At 45.3% G+C, this 20,383-nt stretch carries 20 protein-coding genes and 1 tRNA gene; 14 read left to right on the top strand and 7 right to left on the bottom strand.

Annotated elements, in window-relative coordinates; all coding sequences use genetic code 11:
• Positions 1–18: 18 nt before the first annotated feature.
• The 9 genes from V7M78_RS03730 (at position 19) to V7M78_RS03690 (ending at position 9,442) form a co-directional block, all read left to right on the top strand.
• On the top strand, positions 19–1,137 hold the full coding sequence (locus tag V7M78_RS03730; RefSeq protein WP_333646560.1) for a zinc ribbon domain-containing protein: 1,119 nt from the start codon (positions 19–21) through the stop codon (positions 1,135–1,137).
• 654 nt (positions 1,138–1,791) lie between these two features.
• Positions 1,792–1,862: transfer RNA gene (locus tag V7M78_RS03725), tRNA-Gly, on the top strand.
• A 559-nt stretch (positions 1,863–2,421) separates the two neighbouring features.
• Positions 2,422–3,129, top strand: a complete 708-nt coding sequence (locus tag V7M78_RS03720; RefSeq protein WP_333646558.1) for a GntR family transcriptional regulator — start codon at positions 2,422–2,424, stop codon at positions 3,127–3,129.
• A gap of 66 nt (positions 3,130–3,195) precedes the next feature.
• The gene (locus V7M78_RS03715; protein ID WP_333646556.1) at positions 3,196–3,336 is read left to right on the top strand and encodes a hypothetical protein; all 141 of its coding nucleotides are present in this window, start codon (positions 3,196–3,198) and stop codon (positions 3,334–3,336) included.
• 84 nt (positions 3,337–3,420) lie between these two features.
• Positions 3,421–4,812 carry a citrate transporter gene (locus tag V7M78_RS03710; protein ID WP_333646554.1) on the top strand — a complete coding sequence of 464 codons (1,392 nt, stop codon included), beginning with the start codon at positions 3,421–3,423 and terminating at the stop codon, positions 4,810–4,812.
• A gap of 141 nt (positions 4,813–4,953) precedes the next feature.
• On the top strand, positions 4,954–7,086 hold the full coding sequence (locus tag V7M78_RS03705) for a hydantoinase/oxoprolinase family protein (RefSeq protein WP_333646552.1): 2,133 nt from the start codon (positions 4,954–4,956) through the stop codon (positions 7,084–7,086).
• 5 nt (positions 7,087–7,091) lie between these two features.
• The gene (locus tag V7M78_RS03700) at positions 7,092–7,892 is read left to right on the top strand and encodes a hypothetical protein (RefSeq protein WP_333646550.1); all 801 of its coding nucleotides are present in this window, start codon (positions 7,092–7,094) and stop codon (positions 7,890–7,892) included.
• 30 nt (positions 7,893–7,922) lie between these two features.
• On the top strand, positions 7,923–8,972 hold the full coding sequence (gene yiaK / locus V7M78_RS03695; protein WP_333646548.1) for a 3-dehydro-L-gulonate 2-dehydrogenase: 1,050 nt from the start codon (positions 7,923–7,925) through the stop codon (positions 8,970–8,972).
• A 17-nt stretch (positions 8,973–8,989) separates the two neighbouring features.
• Complete coding sequence (locus V7M78_RS03690) at positions 8,990–9,442, top strand: YhcH/YjgK/YiaL family protein (protein ID WP_333646546.1); 453 nt, start codon at positions 8,990–8,992, stop codon at positions 9,440–9,442.
• A gap of 91 nt (positions 9,443–9,533) precedes the next feature.
• Here V7M78_RS03690 and V7M78_RS03685 read toward each other — a convergent pair whose 3' ends face one another.
• Positions 9,534–10,181: a GntR family transcriptional regulator gene (locus V7M78_RS03685; RefSeq protein ID WP_333646544.1), complete on the bottom strand. Its 648-nt coding sequence runs from the start codon at positions 10,179–10,181 to the stop codon at positions 9,534–9,536.
• 146 nt (positions 10,182–10,327) lie between these two features.
• On the opposite strand from V7M78_RS03685, the gene V7M78_RS03680 reads away from it, so the two are divergent.
• From V7M78_RS03680 to V7M78_RS03665, 4 genes are all read left to right on the top strand, one after another.
• The gene (locus V7M78_RS03680; protein WP_333646542.1) at positions 10,328–11,017 is read left to right on the top strand and encodes a cyclase family protein; all 690 of its coding nucleotides are present in this window, start codon (positions 10,328–10,330) and stop codon (positions 11,015–11,017) included.
• A 14-nt stretch (positions 11,018–11,031) separates the two neighbouring features.
• Positions 11,032–11,946 (top strand): ketopantoate reductase family protein, encoded by a 915-nt coding sequence (locus tag V7M78_RS03675; RefSeq protein ID WP_333646540.1) that lies wholly within the window; start codon positions 11,032–11,034, stop codon positions 11,944–11,946.
• A gap of 82 nt (positions 11,947–12,028) precedes the next feature.
• Positions 12,029–12,904, top strand: coding sequence for a dihydrodipicolinate synthase family protein (locus V7M78_RS03670; RefSeq protein ID WP_333646538.1), 876 nt, complete (start codon positions 12,029–12,031; stop codon positions 12,902–12,904).
• Positions 12,905–12,958: 54 nt separating this feature from the next.
• Positions 12,959–13,978 (top strand): zinc-binding alcohol dehydrogenase family protein, encoded by a 1,020-nt coding sequence (locus V7M78_RS03665; RefSeq protein WP_333646536.1) that lies wholly within the window; start codon positions 12,959–12,961, stop codon positions 13,976–13,978.
• A gap of 125 nt (positions 13,979–14,103) precedes the next feature.
• On the opposite strand, the gene V7M78_RS03660 is transcribed toward V7M78_RS03665, so the two are convergent.
• Positions 14,104–14,409 (bottom strand): DUF4387 family protein, encoded by a 306-nt coding sequence (locus tag V7M78_RS03660; protein ID WP_333646534.1) that lies wholly within the window; start codon positions 14,407–14,409, stop codon positions 14,104–14,106.
• Between the two features lie 95 nt (positions 14,410–14,504).
• A complete protein-coding gene (locus V7M78_RS03655; protein WP_333646532.1) occupies positions 14,505–15,857 on the bottom strand; it encodes an acyclic terpene utilization AtuA family protein in 1,353 nt (450 codons plus the stop codon).
• A 187-nt stretch (positions 15,858–16,044) separates the two neighbouring features.
• Between V7M78_RS03655 and V7M78_RS03650 the strand changes: the two genes are divergently transcribed.
• A complete protein-coding gene (locus tag V7M78_RS03650) occupies positions 16,045–16,956 on the top strand; it encodes a LysR family transcriptional regulator (RefSeq protein WP_333646530.1) in 912 nt (303 codons plus the stop codon).
• A 350-nt stretch (positions 16,957–17,306) separates the two neighbouring features.
• On the opposite strand, the gene V7M78_RS03645 is transcribed toward V7M78_RS03650, so the two are convergent.
• The 4 genes from V7M78_RS03645 to V7M78_RS03630 are packed head-to-tail and all read right to left on the bottom strand — an operon-like array spanning position 17,307 to position 20,230.
• Positions 17,307–18,149, bottom strand: a complete 843-nt coding sequence (locus V7M78_RS03645) for a M28 family peptidase (protein ID WP_333646528.1) — start codon at positions 18,147–18,149, stop codon at positions 17,307–17,309.
• Positions 18,149–18,676 carry a YhcH/YjgK/YiaL family protein gene (locus V7M78_RS03640; protein ID WP_333646525.1) on the bottom strand — a complete coding sequence of 176 codons (528 nt, stop codon included), beginning with the start codon at positions 18,674–18,676 and terminating at the stop codon, positions 18,149–18,151. The genes V7M78_RS03645 and V7M78_RS03640 overlap by 1 nt, the downstream gene beginning before the upstream one ends.
• Positions 18,677–18,714: 38 nt before the next feature.
• Positions 18,715–19,497: an SDR family NAD(P)-dependent oxidoreductase gene (locus V7M78_RS03635; protein WP_333646523.1), complete on the bottom strand. Its 783-nt coding sequence runs from the start codon at positions 19,495–19,497 to the stop codon at positions 18,715–18,717.
• Positions 19,490–20,230 (bottom strand): GntR family transcriptional regulator, encoded by a 741-nt coding sequence (locus V7M78_RS03630; RefSeq protein WP_333646634.1) that lies wholly within the window; start codon positions 20,228–20,230, stop codon positions 19,490–19,492. Before V7M78_RS03630 ends, V7M78_RS03635 begins: the two co-directional genes overlap by 8 nt.
• Positions 20,231–20,383: the final 153 nt, after the last annotated feature.

Here is a 20,383-nt window from a genome sequence, read left to right as displayed (position 1 = left end):
ATGTGGGAGGAAATGAGTATGGCACTGGTAAAATGCCCTGAATGTGGACAGGAATTAGAAGAGGGATTAACAGTATGCAGTAAATGTGGTTGCTCTGTTAAGCATAATGAAAATAAAAAGAACAGAAAAACAATTATAATAGCATGTGCGTGTCTTGCGATTGTAATATTCGTTGGGAGCATTGGGGGTTTTATAAATAATTCTGATCCTATAAAAAAATATATATCACTATTTAATAAAAACAAGAACGAAGAAGCAGTTGAAGTATATAATAGCAAGATTGCAGGTAATAATGAATTATTGGAAAAACTATCTTTAGAACAGAATTCTAATATGGATGATATATATACACGGTTTAAAGATGGAAAAATTTTATACGATGATGCTATTGAAGATATTTCAATATATACAGAATATGAAGCATCAAAAAAATATGCAATAGAGGTTCAAACAAAAATTGAGGCGTTAAAGAGTTCTCGAAAAGCATATGAGGATGCGGAGAAAGCCCAGAGTGATGGGGATATAAAAACAGCATTAACAAAATATAAAGCAGTTATAGAAGAGGATAATAATTATATTGATGCGTCAAAGAAATTAAAGGATTTGACAGAATCATATAAAACAGAATTGTTAAATGAAGCAGAGAATTTATCACAAAATAAAGAATATAAAGATGCAATAGCCAATGTTGATAAAGTGATTTCAGTTATTGGTTCATCGGATGAACTAACCGAATTAAAGCAAAAATATTCTGATATGAAATCGGAGCAATATGCAAAAATAGTTGTTGTTGATAAATCAGCTACCCCGAAAGATACATCAAAATGGCTTTTTAATGATTATGTTAATATGGTTTTTGAAATAACCAACAATAGTGATAAAGATATAAAAGGTATTGAGGGAGCATTAACAATTAGTGATTTGTTTGGAAAAGAAATTCTTAGAGTAGGATGTGACTTTACAGGAAATACTATCAAAATGGGAGAGACACATACAGAAAGTGATTTGTCCTATGAGTGTAATCCGTTTATTGATGAAGATATGAAGTTTTTTAACACAGATTATAATGATTTACAGTTTAGTTATGATATTTTAAGTATTGTATTTAGTGATGGTTCTACCATAGTTCCGGAATAATAAATACCAAAGAGAGGTCTACTGTAAAAAGCAGTAGTCCTTTTTTATTGCAAGAAAGGAGAACACGATGCCGAAATAGAAAAACCAAAGGAGCTGGGAGCCCCGGCAGTTCTTGGAATATCAAGTATTACTGGAAATATAAGTTTAAAATTAGGATTTTTAAGGTCATATACAGGGGAATTCCTGAATACAAATGGTGAAGAGGTCATTGATGTTATTGGAACATGGCCTATTGGAAATTGTAACTTAGAAAATTCCATTAAAAAACTATTACAGGTAATAAGGTTTCATTGAAGGTGGATAATGAGGACATGATAGAGGAAACCTTTGCATTGAAATTTAAAAATTTGACTAGTCAATATACTCCATCTAAAATTGAAATTTGTATTGTAGAAGGATCAAAAAAAGTGCTGAATATTAGTTGACAGAACTTAGACATTATGATAAAATATAAAACGTTCGTGAGATAATTCTATGAATAAAATATAAAAGAGTTATACGAAATCTTTTATACGCCTAGGAATAGTTGGGTTATACGAGGTCTGTTTTATGAATTGGTAGAGCAGAGGACTGAAATCCTCGTATCGCAGGTTCGATTCCGGCTCTGGGCATTGTGCTTCCCTTAAGCACTTTTGAAATGTTTTGAGGTTCCGTGCGGGTGTAGTTCAATGGTAGAACACTAGCCTTCCAAGCTAGATACGTGGGTTCGATTCCCATCACCCGCTTTTCATGAAAAACCGGAAAGTCTTTTTAAAGACTTTCCGGTTTTTGCCATCCCCTGAACGGTCAGGCGTGTTCTTTTTCTTTTATCTCATATCTGAATTCAACTGAAACCTCCCGGCTTCATCCCTTAATATAACAGCATAAGTCGACTTCTTCTCACTTGAGAAGGAGTTTTCTTTTGCTGTGGAAACGTTGGTGACGGCGTTGGAAAGTACCAGGCGGATCAGCCTGTTTCTGAAGCACTGAAGAAGGGTTACCATAGAAAAGATTCTGAAGGAAAGTCGAGTTTCTTTTTAACTTGTATGCAATTCTTATATTGGTTTTTTATGGGAACATTTCCCTGTTATTTGTGAAACCGACCAGAATATTAGGGTATAATAAAAAAAATATAGAAAAAATGATAACAAAATAATTGATTTTTATAACTGGATGTGATATATTTTACAAAGTGGATAGAGATGAAATACATATTTGTACAGACTGATATGCATTTGGCGGGATACTGATATGCAATCTGAAAACCGCCTTTGCAAAGAAAGATACAACGGGGAGGAACAGGAAATGGCAGAAACAGAAAAAGGAAACCAAAAGAACGATATTTACAACCAGCTTCGCCGCCACATACTGAGCCTTGATATCCCGCCGGGAGAGCGGCTCAGTGAAAATAACTTGTCCAGCCAGATGAATGCCAGCCGGACTATGGTGAGGGAGGCTCTTTCCCGATTGGTGGAAGAGGGATATATGGTGGTGTATCCTCAGCGGGGAACCGAAGTTACCTTATTAGATGTGGAACGAATCAGACAGGCAGTATTTGCGCATATTGTATTGGAGCAGGCCATGATTGATGATATCTGCCGCCAGGGGCTTACAAAACAGCAGGAAGAGCAGTTGGAAGCTGTTCTCAACCGGCAGAGGTCCGAGATGGATGAAGAAAGCCCGGTTGATTTTCTGGTTACGGAGCAGCAGGTTCATTATCTGCTTTCCACATTTTGCGGCAGGGAATATGCTTGGGAGGTTTTCCGGACTATGGACTGCGACCTGCTTCGTTTAAACTATCTGCAGTATACGACTTTTAACTATAAGATTGATATGTCTTCCCTGACCAGCCGGGAGCATGCTCAGGTGGAAGGACGCCTTCTGCTTGACCATTTAAGGCGGAGGGATGCCGAAGCGGCGTGTTTGATTTGTGCCAATCATTTCAACACCATTCTCTGGAATGCAGGGACTCTTCGGGAAATTTATCCACAGTTCTTTTCAGGAATGGCCTGATGCCGGACCTGATAGAAATAGATTTTTCACTATATTTGTGATGGAGCACCCTGCGGGCATACCATAATGTCCAAAATGCAGGACGGAAAAGAAGAAGCACCCTGCGGGTGTACCACGATGCCCAAAGTACAGGGCAGAAAAGAAGAAGCACCCTGCGGGTGTACCATGATGCCCAAAGTACAGGGCAGAAAAGAGGAAAGGAGTTAAAGAACCGGGATTTGAGAGACCGCTTAAAAAGCGGACAGAGTATCTTACATGTATGGCGAATAAAAAGTTATGGAGGTATTAATTGTGGAGTATATCATTGGTATAATTTTATTGATTTCTTTCTTTGGCCTGGCATACTACTGTGTCAAGGGTCATAACCTGATGATCGGATTTTTGCTGATCACAATTCTTTGGACTATTTTACCCTTTGGCGGAACCCTTTTTGTAAGCGAGGCATTTTTAGAGTCCAATCCTATTTTGAAATTCGGCGCAGACAACACCATGATTGCTGCTCTGAACAAGATCTTCCAGTCAGCTCCTGAAGGCTGGGGAACCACTTTGGTAAACGTATGCTGGGGCGCATGGTTTGGCCGTGTCCTGATGGATACCGGAATTGCTTCCACCCTGATCCGTAAGACTGTTGAGCTGGGCGGAGATAAGCCATTTGTTACCGTTTCCCTGTTAAACATTGTTACAGCGTTAATCTTTACCGCTATGACAGGTGCAGGCCCGGTTATCGCTATCGGCGTTATCGTTCTTCCCATCCTTATGTCTCTGGGAATTCCGAAATCTGTTGCACTGTTTTCCTTTATGGGTTCCGTTGCAGCCGGTATTTTCTTAAATCCTGTAAACTTTGCACAGTACCGCGCTTTCTTTATCAAGCCGGAAGAACTGCCTGAATTCACTCTTGGCTGGTATGCATCACACTGGGGCTTTGCCGCTCTGGTTATCATGCTGGTAGCCACCACTCTGTTGTCTGCAGTTTATTTAAAGAAAGCAAAGACTGTTCACTCCTGGGCTGCCCAGACAAGAGGCGCTGCATCTGAACAGAAGAACGCTCCGTTCTACACCCTGATCCTTCCAATCGTGCCTGTAGTCCTTAAGATCTGGCTTGATTTCTCCGTTATCGGCGGTTTTGTAATCGCAGGATTTTTAGCCCTCTTCCTTTGCGGAAGAATGAAGGGAAGCTTTAAAGAGAACTGCCAGCTTGTAAATAAGCTGTACTATGACGGTGTGGTTGATACCGCTCCCCTGGTAGGCTTCCTTCTTACTCTGCCTATGTTCAACCAGGTAGCGTCCTATGCTTCACCTTACTTTAAGGTAATCTTAGGCAATGTAATGCCAAGAAGTGAAATCGTTGTATGTATCGTATTTGCTGTCCTGCTTTGCATGGGTCTATTCCGCGGACCGATGACCCTGGTTGGAAGCGGAGCTGCTACCCTTGGTGTACTTTCCAATGTTGCTTCCTTCTCTGTTCCCTTCCTTTATGCAGTATTTGTAATTCCTACAATCACTGTAAATATCGGAAGCTGTATCACTCAGTCCTGGGTTGCATGGGGACTTGCTTACACAAAGGTAGAGTCAAGAGAATTCTTAAAGCTCTCCATACCAAATGCATACCTTACCGGTGTGATTCAGTATGTGGCAACCTTTATTTTGCTGGGAGGGCTTGGAGCTGCATGGTTCCTTGGCTAAAACCAGTCAAACAAATTTATTTATACTCTCAAAATCCAAGGTATTAACCCATAAGTCCGGGGCGCCCCTGCGCGCCGGACGCTTTTCAACATGAATCTCAATGGGAAAAGCATGTCAGGAAAAAAGAAAGGAATGAAAAAGATGGCAGAACATAGAGCAGTCCGTATGGGAATCGACGTAGGCGGCACGTATACCAAGTGCGTTGCTATGGACAACGACTCCCATGAAATTATTGGGAAAAAGCAGGTAAAGACAACTCATGATCATAAAGACGGCGTTGCTGCCGGTGTTGTACAGAGTTTTCAGTACTGTATGCAGGAAAATAATATTGCACCGGAGGACGTGGTTTTCGTAGCTCACTCCACAACTCAGGCAACTAACGCATTTATTGAGGGAGACGTAGCAAACGTCGGAGTAGTCGGCATGGCCGGGGGAGGCTTAGAGGGCTTTCTGGCAAAACGCCAGTTGGCATTAAAGGATATTATTCTGGATGAAAAAGTAGGCCGTATGATCAAGGTGTACAACACCTTTATTAAGAAGAAAATGCTGACAGAAGATGTGATCAACAAAAGCATTGATGAGCTGCTGAACCAGGGCGCTCAGGTAATCGTGGCTTCTATGGCCTTTGGTGTAGACAGCATGGAAGAGGAAATGACCATTCATGACTGTGCAAAGAAGAAAAATGTGCCTGTAACAATGGCTTCTGATATTACGAAACTGTATGGACTTACCCGCCGTACCCGTACGGCAGCAATCAACGCTTCCATTCTGCCTAAGATGATGAACACAGCTAATGCAACAGAGTCCTCCGTCAATGCGGCAGGCGTTCACGTGCCCCTGATGATCATGAGAGGCGACGGCGGTGTTATGGAAATCGGAGAAATGAGAAAGCGTCCCATTCTGACCGCATTATCCGGCCCGGCCGCTTCTGTTATGGGTTCCCTCATGTATCTTCGTGCCTCCAATGCCATTTACTTTGAGGTAGGCGGAACCACCACCAATATCGGTGTTATCAAAAACGGACGTCCTGGCGTGGATTACGCTAAAATCGGCGGCCATGACACTTATATCAACTCCCTTGACGTGCGTATTTTAGGATGTGCAGGCGGTTCCATGGTCCGTATCGGAAGCAAGTCTGTAACAGACGTAGGCCCCCGTTCTGCTCATATTGCAGGATGTGAATATGCCTGCTTTACTGCGGAAGAGGAGATCGTAGATCCTCAGATTGAAATGGTAAGCCCCAAGCAGGGAGATCCTAACGACTACGTGACCCTGCGGTTAAAGAATGGAAAGCGCATCTGCTTTACCAATACATGTGCAGCCAATGTATTAGGACTGGTAGATAAGAAATATTTTGCCTACGGAAATGCCAACTCTGCAAGAAAGGCCATGCAGCCGGTTGCCGATAAGCTGGGCATCACCGTAGAAGAACTGGCAACCCAGATTCTTGATAAGGACTTTGAAAAGGTCAATGCCACCATCAACACGCTGGCAGAAAAGTACGGACTGGACCATGACAGCATGAGGCTGGTAGGCTGCGGAGGCGGAGCGGCTTCCTTAGTTCCTTACTGTGCAGGAAAAATGGGCCTTCAGTACAGCATTCCGGAAAATGCAGAGGTTATTTCCTCCATCGGTGTGGCTCTTGCCATGGTTCGTGATGTAGTAGAACGTGTTATCCCCAATCCGACTCAGGAGGACATCAGGGAGCTGAAGAAAGAGGCCGCAGACTTGGCAGTCAGCTCAGGAGCTTCTCCGGATACCATTGAAATTCATATCGAGATCGACAACCAGACCGGTAAGGTAACAGCCATTGCTACAGGTTCCACGGAAGTAAAGACTACCGACCTGTTAAAAGCCTGTGAGGAACCGGAAGCCTGCGAACTGGCCTTGGAAGACTTTGGTCCAAAGATTGCCAATGTGAAGCTGGCAGAGCAGACAGACAAGTTCTATGTATATAGAGGTGAAAAAGACGGAAAGACACCTCTTCGAATCGTGGATACCAAGGGCTTTATCAAAGTGCAGTGTTCAGACGGTGCCGTAGAAAAATGTAAGGCAAAGGATTATGAAGAAGTAGTAGAAAAGCTTTGGAAGGAAAATGCCGTATTTAAGACCGACTCTGTTCTCCGTCCTGACTTCTTCGTGTGCTTTGGACCGAGAGTAACGGATTACAGTGCCATTGACTTGGAGCAGGTACTGCTTCTTATGAATCTGGATTTAGGAGACCGGGAACCGGATGAAGATATTCTGATCATCGCCTCCAACAGGGAGATTTAAGAATCATGACAAAGGAAGAATTTCAAACAGCTTTAAAGCCCATTGCAGACGGACTTTTCGGAAAACAGGGAGGAAGGGAATACGAACGCCCTCACTTTGATGTGCGCCCTTTGGGTGATATGCTGGCAGACCTGGCTGAGATTGAACCGGAGGAATGGTACGGCTATGCATTTTCCAGAGAGCCCTTAAATGGAAAGTTTCAGGATGAACAGCGCAGGGAGTGGATGGAAAAGAGTCTGGCCTGCGGCAGGGAGTATGCAAAAAAGATCTGTGACAAGTATCAGACCGGGGATCCCAAGGAACTGGCAAAGGCCATGGGCATGGATGTCTCTTTCCCTGAGTTTCCGGAAAAGACCGACCGGGTGCTCTTTGCAGAGTTCCGGGTGCCTAATAAAATCTGCATTTATATGGACGCAGTAAAAAAAGCTGAAAAGATGTTTGAAAGACCGGGAGTTTCGGAAATTCTCACCAGGGAGCTGGATATCAGCCGGCTCCTTCTGGCTCATGAGCTGTTTCACTGCGTGGAAGAGCAGTATCATGAGGAGATATTTACGAAGACTGAAAAGATCAGGCTTTGGTCCCTGGGATTTCTTCACAATGATTCCAACATCATTGCCCTCAGCGAGATTGCGGCCATGGGCTTTGCCCAGGAGATTATGGGAATCAGCTATTCCCCCTATTTGATGGATGTATTTTTAGTATATGGCTATTCACCGGAGGAAGCCAGCGGTTTGTATGAGGAGATGATGGAGCTGGCTGGCAGAACCATTCCTCCCATTGAAACCGATGAAGAAAAAGATGCATAGAGATAAGAATGCAAGAAAGAAGGAGACCCTATGAGTTTAAAAATTCCCTACAGCACTGTTTTGGAAACAGTGGAAAAAGCATTGTTGAACGCTGGACTTTCTGAGGAAAAGGCAAAGGTATGCGCCTCTATTCACGCTCAGTCCAGTGCAGACGGAGTAGAAAGCCACGGATTGAACCGGGTTCCCCGTTTTGTGGAATACGTTCAGAAGGGCTGGGTTGATCCCAACGGTGAGCCGGAGCTTGTGGGCGGAAAAGGTGCTGTTGAAAATTATGACGGACATTTGGGAATCGGTATTACCAACGCCCTCTTTTGTGCGGATCGTGCCATGGCTCTTGCCAAAGAGCATGGAATCGGCTGCGTCGCTTTAAAAAACACCACTCACTGGATGAGAGGCGGTACTTATGCCTGGAGAATGGCAGAGGCAGGTTTTATGGGAATCAGCTGGATCAATACAGAAAGCTGTATGCCTTTATGGGGCAGCGATGAGCCGGGAGTGGGCAACAACCCTTTCTGTATCGCCATTCCCCGTGAAGACGGTCCCATTGTCCTTGATATGGCTATGAGCCAGTATGCTTACGGAAAGCTGGGGGTTTACCGTCTGGCAGGCAAGAAGCTTCCTTTCCCTGGCGGCTTTGACAAAGACGGCAACTTGACCGATGATCCGGGAGCCATTGAAGAGAGCAGAAGAATTCTGCCTACGGGTTACTGGAAGGGCAGCGGCATGGCCATTGCCCTGGATTTGGCGGCAGCTCTCATGTCAAACGGAAAATGCGGCTCTGACATCGATGAGGCCGATAACGGAAGCTGTACCGGATGCAGTCAGATTTTCATTGCTTACGATCCCTACCTGTTCGGAACAAAGGAAGAGATTCAGGCAATGCTCAACCGCAGGGTTGCAGCGGCAGATGCCACCCATCCAGAGCAGGAAGGCGGCCAGGTCACATGCCCGGGCGAGCGCACCATTGCTGCCAGAGAAAAGAGCATGAAGGACGGCGTATCCGTGGACGAGCAGATCTGGGCTCAGGTGGTTGCCATTTCTGAAGGCAATCTGGATACAGAAGACATTGCAAGCAAATAATAAAAAGGAGAAAACCTATGCTTTTTGCTAACAGTTCAATTGCAGAAAAATACGATTATCTGGAGGATAAATTCCAGGCAGCTTACAAGTGGCTGAGGGAGACAGATATCAAGGCTCTTCCGGTTGGAAGCTATCCCGTTATGGGAGATACCGTAATAGCCAACATTCAGGAATACACCACATTTCCGGCAGAACAGGGCTCTTTTGAGACTCATGAGAAATATTTTGATATCCAGTATGTGGTTACGGGAAGAGAGCAGTTCGGAGTATGCAAGCGTGACATTTTAAAAGAAAAAGAGCGCATTGAAGAAAATGACCTGATCTTTTATGAGGAGCCGGAGTTTTCCGGTTATGTGATCCTGGAGGAAGGCGATTTAATCGTGGTAGCTCCGGAGGATGCTCATAAGCCCCGCTGCGTGGCAGGAGAGCCGTGTGCAGTGAAGAAGGTAGTTGTAAAGGTAGCTGTTTAACCGGTTGCTTTATAATAAAAAAGGCTGCTGCAAAGCGAAAAGCTTTTTTGCAGCAGCCTTACAGGCAGTCAAGGGGATATTGGCAATCCGTTTAAATCAGGTTCAGTTTCAGAGGCATCATCAGATGGGCAATGAGAGTCTGATAAGCCTGGAGGCTGTCCCTGTTTTCCAGATGCTTGTAAAATTCCAGATGTTCTTCATAAGTCTTCTGAGCCCGTCCCGTAATGGCAAGGGCATTGGAAGTGGTTAAGTGAATGGTGTACAAAAGCCGCTGGAAGAGATGGTTGAATTCACTGTTCTGAGCGAAATGAACCAGAAGCAGATGGAACTGGTGGTCAGCCTCTGTAAAGGAAGTGGAAAAGTTTCCGGAGGCCAGGGCAGCCTTTTGAAGGTTTAAGGATTCCTTCATATCCGCCATCAGCTTCTGATACCGTTCCTCATCGGGGCACTGGGCGGCTAAATGGACGCAAAAGCCCTCAATGGCGCAGCGGGCCTCAATGGATTCCCTCATGGTTTCCTTATCCAGGCGGCGGATTTTAAATCCCCGGCTGGGAATGATGGTGATGTAGCCTTCCTGGGAAAGGTATTGAAGGGCCTCCCTTAAAGGAGTCCGGGAAATGCCCAGCTCCTTTGCCAGCCTGGTTTCAGAATAGAGAACCTCTGAATCAAGAGCCTTGGAAAGTATCTGTTCTTTTATGGTATGATAAGCCTGATATTGCAGGGAACCGGTGTCGTTCATGGAAAACTCCTATCTTAATATTATGGAAAATATCATACCCCAGAAAATTTATGAAGTCAATAAAAAAAGCATTGACCGGTATACCGGTATACAGGTATAATGAGGGAAGAATGTTTAAACTAAATATATATAGGAGGTATTATACAATGAATGCATTTGATTTAGGAAATGGTTTAAGAGTAATTGATTTAACAAAGGTGCTGGACCCTGAGACTGAGTCCAGAAGATGCCGGTTATTCCGTTTCAATACAGGCGGCCCTATTCCGGATTTCCATACCATCATGGACTTAACAAGCCATTTGGGAACCCATGTTGAGTGTCCTTATCATCATAATGATAACTGGACCGATGTACAGGGCCTTCCGATCAGCACATTTATGGGACGTGCCATCCATGTAAACATTACTCATATGGAGCCGAACGGAAAGATCAAGGGCGAAGATTTAGAGAAAGCCTGCGGAGACCGTATCAAGGAAGGCGACATTGTAATCCTGGATTCTGACTTCAAGCTTCCTCCATTTACACCGGCTACCAACACAGAAGAAGACAAGCGTCTTTTCATCTGCCGTGAAACCGCTGAATGGTTAAAAGAGAAGAAAGTGAAATGCGTTGGCTTTGGCGACGGCGTTTCTATCGAGAGCAATAACGAGGACGTAAGCGCATTCCATGACGTATTAATGGAAGTAGACGTAGTATTCCTGGAGGTATTAAAGAACTTAGAGGAGCTGACTACCGACACCTTCTTCATGTCCTACACTCCCCTTCCGATCAAGGGACTGGATTCTTGCCCAATCCGCGCTTATGCAATTGAAGGACTGGCAGAGTTTTCTAAATAATAAAGGGGAAATCTATGAAAATTGCCGTAATCGGGGCAGGGGCTATGGGTTCCATTTATGGAGCCCACCTGTCCCTGAACAATGAAGTATATATGGTGGATACGTCTGCCGTCACTGTGGACCACATTGAAGCAGAAGGCATCAAGCTTCAGGAGGATGGTACGGAAAATGTTTACCGCCCTCATGCAGTGACCTGTACAGAAGGCATGGAGCCGGTGGACCTGGTGATTCTTTTCGTCAAGTCCCTGTTTTCCAAAGCCGCTCTGGCAGGAAATAAATGTTTGATTGGTCCGGATACTTATGTGCTGACCCTGCAAAACGGTTCCGGTCATGAGGATATTTTGGGGGAGTTTGTAGATAAAGACCATATTATCATCGGAACCACAGAGGACAACGGAGCGGTATTGTCACCTGGCTGCGTCAAAAGAGGCGGAAAAGGCAATACCAATGTAGGAATGCTGGTGGAGGACAAAGCCGGATTTCTTCCGAAACTGAAGGAAGCTTTTGAATCCTGCGGCTTTACGATTAACATCCACTCCAACATCCAGCAGTTGATCTGGGACAAGCTTTTTACCAACGTTTCCTTAAGCGTGGTAACAGGTATCCTCCAGGTGGATATAGGCTACATTGCTGCCAATGAACATGCCTGGAACATGACTACCCGTTTAATTCATGAGGCTGTTGCAGTTGCCAGAGGTCTGGGGCTGGAAGCCGATGAAGAGGCCATTATGGAAAAGGTGAGGAAAACCTCTGAAGCTTCTCCAAACGGCTGTACCTCCATCCGGGCCGATTTACAAAACGGAAGAAGGACTGAGGTGGAGACTATAAGCGGTTCCGTCGTAAGGGCTGCAAAGAAATGCGGCATCCCGGTTCCGACCCATGAATTTGTAGTAGAAACGATACACGCAATAGAAGACAAGAGCCGGTAACAGATATAAGGAGAGGCTGGTTCCTGATTGGGGCCGGCTTCTTTGCTCATTACTATGGGGACTTCATAAGGGGGTTACTGCCATGAAAAAATTATACGTTGCTTCTATCACTCCTTTCGATCAGGAAGGGAAGATTAACGGAGAGGCGGCCAGACAGCTTTGGGAAAAGAACATTTCCCAGGGAGCTGACGGCTTCTTCATCGGAGGAAGTTCAGGAGAATGCTTTTTGCTGACAAGGGAAGAGAGAGTCCGTTCCTTTGAATTGGCTTCTGAGTACAAGGACAGGGCGGACATATTCGCCCACGTGGGTGCAATCAGCACGGCGGAAGCTGTTTTTTATGCCAGGGAGGCAAAGGAAATGGGTATTCCAAACATTGCTGCCACTCCTCCCATTTATTTCGGGTTTTCCGAAAAAGAGATTGCAGGATATTATTATGATATTGCGGAGGCGGTGGGCCATCCGGTTCTCTATTACAATATTCCCACCAGCACACATAAAAATCTGAACTTATCCAGCCCGGAAATTCAGGCTTTGTTGAAATCCGGAGCAGTAGGATCAGTAAAACATACTAATTTGGATATGCTTCAAATGGAGCGTATGCACAATATTAATCCTGACATCATCTGCTACGGCGGCTTTGAAAGCTGTATGGTGGCCTTTCTGGCTTTTGGATGTGAGGGATTTATCGGAAGCAGCTTTAACTTCATGCTTCCTCAGTTTAAAAAGGTCATGGAATTGTATCTGGAAGGCAAGGGGGATGAAGCCCGGGTCCTTCAGGCTAAGAGCAATAACATTCTGGATGTGCTGCTGAGAAACGGGCTTTGTGCCAACTTAAAGCATGTTGTTTCCGGACAGGGAATTTGGGCGGGAGATGTGAGAAAGCCTCTGCTGCCTCTGACAGAAGATCAGAAGGCAGAGATGGATCAGGTGCTGGAACAGTACTTGGAAATTTGTTAAAGGCGAAAATAATTGTAAAACAGATAAATGGACAATCATACAAGGAGGTTTCACATGAGAGCAGGAGTAATTGAAGCACCTGGAGTGCTTAAAATGGTAGAACGCGACATTCCGAAGATTGAAAAGGATACGGATGTTCTGGTAAAGATCAAACGGGTTGGTATCTGCGGTTCCGATATGCACATTTACCATGGAAAAAATGCCTTTGTTACCTATCCCCGTGTCTGGGGCCATGAGTTTGTGGGTGAAATAGCGGAAACAGGTTCTGCCGTTACCGCAGTAAAGGCAGGAGATCACGTTGTGGCAGAGCCCATCCTTTCCTGCGGCGAATGCTATGCCTGCCGCCAGGGCCGGAGAAATGCCTGCCAGACCTTAAAGGTTTTTGGCGTTCACGTAGAAGGCGGTGCTCAGGAATACGTTGTCATCCCGGAGAAAAACGCCCACATCATCCCCTCTGACCTGCCATGGAGCCAGGCTGTTCTGATCGAGCCCTTTACCATCGGCGCTCAGGCTTGCTACCGGGGCAATGTGCAGGAAGGTGACGTTGTATTTATCATGGGCGCAGGCACCATCGGCCTGACCATTATGGTAAATGCAAAGATTCTGGGGGCAACTGTTATTATTTCAGATATTGTGGATGGAAAGCTGGAATATGCAAAGAAGCTGGGAGCAGATCACATTATCAATGCCAAAGAAGTGGATGTTGTGAAAAAGGTGCTTGAAATTACAGAAGGCATGGGAGCCAATGTAACAGTAGATGCCGTTTGTTCAAAGGAAAGCTTTGAACAGGCCATAGATGTGACCAGCACTGCCGGACGCGTGGTGGAAATGAGCTTTAACACCACTCCAAGCGAAATCGCACCCGTTAAGCTGGCAAAGGGTGAGATGACCATTATGGGCTCCCGCCACCAGACAGGCCGTTTCCCTGTTGTCATCGAGTATTTAAAGCAGGGCAAGCTTCCCTTAGAGGGCTTTGCCAATGCGGAATTTTCCTTTGATCAAATGCATGAAGCCTTTGATTATGCGGAGAAAAATACAGATACCGTGCGCAAGATCATTCTTTCTATGGAATAATTTGTTTTTCTATATAAAAGAGGGTGTCCCCAAAGCGGTGTACTGCCTGCCTGACATGTCAAAAACATCATTATAATACAAACAAAGGGTAAAACCAAAAAACAGTGGTTTTACCCTTTTAACTATTAACAAGCAATATTCAGCAGTGTTACGTAATGCTGTCCGCCATGCATATCCAGCTCATCACGGCTTCCCTCAACCGGCACACGCGGGAGGCTGATTTTAGCCACCTGGATATGTTCCAGACAAAAGATCTGTAAGTCCTCTGGCTTAACCTGAAATGCCTTGGCAATAAATTCACGTTCTCTCTCAAATGCTGCCGTAACTCTCTTTGTATCCTCCACATTATTGCAAAAAGCATCAATAGTCAGCCAAAATGGCCCTGCATTTTTGCTTCGAATGTATTTAACAGTCTCTTCAATCGTGTTCATTTTGCACCTCCGAATTATAATGATTTCTGTATTCAATCGAAATGTTTCTATAGCCGGAACCCCTTTTCCCATGGGCCAGCTTCTTAGATCTCTTATCAGATATTCTCATAAGCAATGCGAACCAGTTCCAACGGATTCTCTACAGATACTGTGTGATACAGTTTGAACTCATAAATTGCGCCTCGTTCCATCTCTGCAGGCGAGAAAATGAAGGCATAAGAAGGCATCTGTTTCCCTTCAAACATATTGTAGTGGAGAAGTAACGGATTGAATGCTTTGGCAATCTGAGTTGCCATTTCCTGGGTATCAGCCGTAACTGTCAGCATCATCAGTACCTCATTTGGTACGTAGCCTTCGGGGGCCTCCATTCCAGAAACACCGTTGTAGCCATAAGGGCGGAGCCAGAAATGATAGCTGTCACGTGAAATACCCGCCTTTTCAAGCTTTTCGATACCAGCTTTGGATACTTCGTCTACCCATTTCATTGGATTCTGCATTATCTTACGGTCACGAATGCCCGCCATGCTGACAGTCTGATATCCCACAGGACCAGAACCCTCCAGCTTCAGCGTATAAGGAAGATATTCGATGGTTGTGCCTTCCACGCGCACTGCTGTATCGGACAATTCTGTATAAGTTGAATTTTTGGTGTCAATCATGATGCCAGGTTCTGTCAGCTGAATCGGATTGGAATTTTCATAAATCAAGTGTGCGGACACGGAATAAGCGGAAACTGTACTGCCTGGCTGAACAGATTTGATTGTAAAGCCATTTTCATCGACTTCCATAAATACGCCGCCCTGCAAACCGGCACTGGTGCATACGCCGCCGCACTCTACGGTTTTTGCTGCATGCCAGCAGGAAGCGGGATCACAGCCCTTCATCAGCGGATATGCTGCTATGACTGCCGTATCAGTAGACCGGCCTCCAATGATAATATCTGCGCCGTTTTTAAACGCTTCTTCATACGCTTCTGCACCAAGCAATGCCACAATCGTACTGCACTCATCAAATGTTTTTTTTGAAATTTCAGGAGCTCCGTGCAAGGCATTGATCTTTCCGTCACGGTATTTCTGTTTGATAATCTCAATATCCTGCTGAGAATAAATCTTGGCAATCTTCTTGTGGATACCGGCTTCCTCACAAATTTCCCGAATCAATGCGTACACAGTATCAACACCCTCATCCGAGCCGCAGGTTCCCGCAGAACCGATGGTCATGGGAATACCAAGCTGGTGTGCACCCAGCACCATGCGCTTTAAGTCCCGTTTCACATCACGGATGGAATATTTTCCGTGACCAGACCCCAGATAATAGGGTCCTGAATCTGTGGAGCCTGCATCGCTGGAAATAACATCCGGCTTCATGGCCAGACCTGCTTCAAATGCCTCTTCCGTACAGTTTAAACCAACTGCACCATATGGAACAAATACCTTTACGTTTGCCATTCCTACGTCCTCCTGTGCGTTTGAATAATATTAGACTTTTAAGATAAATTCTTAAGCTGCATCAGTGATTACTGTTTATGTTGACTTCATTATAATCATGATTTAAGATAGTGTAAAATACTGATTTTGACATTCTCACATAACGTTGATGTTATGTTATTTCCTTAAAAGATATGGAGACTCAACCATGATTAATGAAAAACAAATTTATTATTTGCTGGCGGTAGCTGAGGAACACAGTATTACAGCAGCAGCTCAAAAGCTTTACATTTCTCAGCCTGCACTGAGCCGTATGATTCTTGACCTGGAGCGCAGTCTGGGCACTTCACTTTTTATCCGAAACCGCGGTAACCTCCAGCCAACTCAAGCAGGGGAGGTGTATTTGCGTGGCTGCAAGGATGTACTGGCAATTTCTAAGTCCGTTTCAAAAGAAATCTTTGATTTAAGTGACAGCCGAAGCGGTCGAATCACCCTGGGCCTTACTTCCCTCACTGGAGAATTTTTACTTCCAGCCATTTTAGATACCTTTGAGCAGAAATTTCCTCATGTAGAACTGGCGCTGATTGAAGAACGCATGAGTGCACTTCAAGAGATGGTAAAAAGCGGAAAGGTAGATATGGCTTTTGTCTATCAGACAGATGATCCCGAACTGGAATATCGCCCGATTCTGGAAAATCCCATTTATCTGCAGGTTCCGCCATTCTTTATGAAAGAAAAATCCACCTGGAGACCAGGCAGCCAAAATCCACCCATACTGCCGGAGTCACTTTCGGGACAACCCATGATTCTGTTAAAAAAGGGACGGAGCATGCGTGAAATGGCGGACCGTCTTCTGATGCAATTTCAAATTACCCCCGGAAAAGTGATTGAGACTGAGAATATTCACCTTGCCCGAAGTCTGGTAAGCTTAAATAAGGGATTTACCTTTGTTCCCAGCATTGCCATACACCATTTTACCGGAAGTGATAACACCAGTTTCTATTGCCAGGTAAAAGATTATCCAATGAAGCGCAGCTTATATTGTTGTTATAGGAAACATGGATATCTGACAGTTGGAGAACGTTTTTTGATAAATATGATTCCAGAAATACTGGAGTGACACAGCATAGTCCAGCCGCTGTTCCCCATGATCTTTTCAGTCAGGCTGGTTTGCTGTCAACATTGGTATTCAATCCACACCGTATTAACTCAAAGATAATTAAAATTTCTGAAAACAGTGTGATTATGAGCAGATGAGTATTCTTTTCAGAAGTAAGAAGGGATGATAAGAATATGAAAGAAGAAATAACCATTTTTTTGGCCTCTATAGTATTTTCAGCATTCCGTGACCAGGAATGTGAAACCCAAAGAGGCCAAATATGAATAAAATATTGAAATAACGAAGTTCCTATGCCGGCATACAAGTAAGTATCAATGGTGAGAGGAAAAAGGTGAATTCCAGGCACGCCCTTATTTCCCCCGAAGGGAAAAACGGGATAAAAGTCCCTTGTTGTCTCCGGTGCTGTGAAGCCCATCCATAAGATAATCATAAACCCGGGTCATGGCTTCCGGCTCCACCCACTCCGGTGAATCCCGGTAACCGCCGTGCATGGTGGTGGAAATCTCCATTTGTTCCAGGATCATGTCAAACTCCGGCGGGCGTCCAAGGATTCCGCTGCCCATGCCGGAAAGAACCTTTAAGTACTCAATATCCCAGCGGGGGATAGAAGCGATACTGATGGCTGGAATGGAAAGCCCGGAAAAGGAAGCTTCATCGCTTTTGGGAAGATACTTTACCAGCAGTCCGTTGTGGGCCTTTAAAACCTTCTGGCTGCAAAATGCCGATACAGAGGGCTTTCTTCCATTTCCCCGGTCATAGACGGCTATGGTATCCCCGTAGCCGCATACATCTAAGTTTACCACTCCCGTAATTGCCTTCCGGTCCATTTGGGATGCGTAAAGGCGGCTTCCTGTATTTCCCGATTCTTCCCCGTCAAAAAAGGCGAAGCGGACAGGAAGGTTCTCAGCGGAAAGGGTCTTGGCAAGATCGATGAGAATACAGAGGGAAGCGGCGTTGTCATTGGCTCCGAAGCTTCCCGGAACTCCGTCGTGATGGGCACAGAATAAGAGCCCTGGCGCCTCGTTCCAAGGATTGATTAAGTAGTTGATAATGCCTCTGGGAGCCTTGACAGAAGGTTCCTCCTCCTGTCTCATATAGGATAGACCCTCCTGGTTTAAAACTTCTTCCAGAGCTTTCCGCCTCTGGTCCGGATCTTTTTGAGAAAGTGTGGTTAAGTGGCGGCTTATGTTCATTACGCTTCTCCCTTTGTGCTCTCCTTTGGAAGACAGCTATCCAGAGGAACCTTAATTACGATTTTGCGGATAGGAGCAGAACTTTCTCCTATTTTAATAGCAGGGATGTGAATATCCCAGGGGAAATACATAGCATAAGTTCCTGGAACCATATGGATGCGGCCTTCCGGAGCTGATGGGTCATTGAAGAAAAAGCCGATATCCCTTGGAGTGGAAAAAAGGTCCTCTTCGATCTGCCCTGTCCCGTCATTGTTGTAAAATCCCGCTGCTTCCGGTCCGCCGGAAGCCAGAAACTGTACGTCAATGATCTTTTTATGAACCTCCGGTCTTAAGCTTTCCCGGTCTGAAGTATTTAAGTCAAGAACCTGCATAATGACAGGCACGCCGCCCAGCTCTATGTTAAATACGCCCGGCTCATGGGCTGCCATATCGTGATTTTTTAAAAAGAGGAGAGCCCGGCCGAGAGGTTCCGGCAGCATGGCGATCTGCTGTGTAACCATGGGATTGTGAATATTTCCGAAAATCATAATAAATCCTCCTGACTCATTAATTTGATATCAATAGATTACTGCATGGCAGTCAAACCGCCGTCCACCCCAAGAATCTGTCCGCTTACAAAAGATGCTCCGTCACTGGATAAATATAATGCCGCGGCAGCGATATCCTCTTCCCTGCCGATGCGTCCCAAGGGGATGCGGTCTGTCAGGGTTTTAAAGAACACCGGGTCATCAAGCTGGAAGGAATTGATGGGGGTTCTGACAAAGGTAGGAGCAATGGCGTTGCAGGTGATACCGTACTTGCCCCATTCGCAGGCAAGCTGCTTGGTGTACATATTGACTGCACCCTTGCTGGCGCAGTAGGCAATGTAGTCCTGTTTGGTTCCGATAAAGCTCTTTACCGAAGAAAGATTGACGATGCGGCCATACTGTTTAGGAATCATAAACCGCTTTCCAACGGCCCTGGTCACGGCATGAACTCCTTTTACATTTAAATCCATTACCAGGTCAAAAGTGTCCTCGTCGTAATCCTCTGCGGGAAGAAGGCGGTTCATTCCGGCACTGTTTACCAGGATGTCAATGGTTCCAAAGGCCTTGTCCACTTCATCCAGCATCTTGTTTACGTCTTCCGGGTTTCGGATGTCACAGCTTAAAGCCAGAAAGCTGCGTCCGGCCTTTTTTGCTTCTTCCGCCAGAGCTGCCGCCTTTTCCGGATGTCCGCCGCATACGGCCACATCGGCTCCATTTTGTAAAAACGCTTTGGCAATGGCACTTCCCAGGCCCCCGGTTCCTCCGGAAATCAGAGCTTTTTTTCCTGTCAGTGCAAATGGGTTCTGCTGAAATTCACTCATCGTTAAGAAATCCTTTCTGTTCTGTGCTGCCGTCAATAAAGTAACTGGGATAGCTGTCCCTCAAAGGCTGTACCAATAACAGTATCCGGGACAAATGATGGTGGTAAATGGTGCATGCCCGGTCCGTATCCCTTTTTACAAGAGAATCAGTAAGAGCAGTTAAATCCTTTAAAAAATCCCTCGTCACAGAGGGGTCCATGGTGGACAGAAATAAAAGACGCTGTAAATCCATGCCGACCTTCTGGACAGGCTCCCAGACGTGATCCATCTTGCCTGCCAGCTCATAAAGAAGCCGGTAGTAATCATTAATTAAAAGAGCAGGCTGGGTGAAATCCTCCTGAGCCAGATAATCCTCAAGCTGGTGCAGGGTGTGGTAGAGGATGTCAAACTGAGTCTGCTTTACGTTGCGGATGAAAATATTCTGAAGCATTGCCGTTCCAAGATGCTTGTAAATCCAAAGGGTCTGCTCAATTCGGTGAACGGAGATTCCGGATACAAAGGCTCCCTTCTGGGGAACGATATCCACCAGATTCTTTCGGGAAAGCTTATAGAGAGTATCGTGAACCGGAGTCCGGCTGATATTGAGCGCCTCGGCAAGTTCCACCTCGTTCATCTTCCTGCCTGGAGGCAATTGGAGATTTAAAATAAAATGACGGATGATCCGGTATGCATATTGACGCGCATCCTCCGTACGTCTTCGGGGCGGCAATTTTTGAAACGGTATGAGTGACATGTAAAGCTCCGTTCTGCCGCTTTGGGCGGCATAGCTGTTTTTACCTATTTTATCATTTTTCAGCAAAAAAATCTACCGGATTTGAAAAAGCAGGAAAAAGGCCCGCAAATCACCTTGGGTCAGTGTTTTGCGGGCCTTTGCCATCGTTTTGCC

It is taken from the genome of Lacrimispora sp., from assembly GCF_036758025.1.
Classification (GTDB): Bacteria; Bacillota; Clostridia; order Lachnospirales; family Lachnospiraceae; genus Lacrimispora.
The sequence above is the reverse complement of the archived record's forward strand: the minus strand, read 5'-3'. Positions and strand labels throughout refer to the sequence as shown.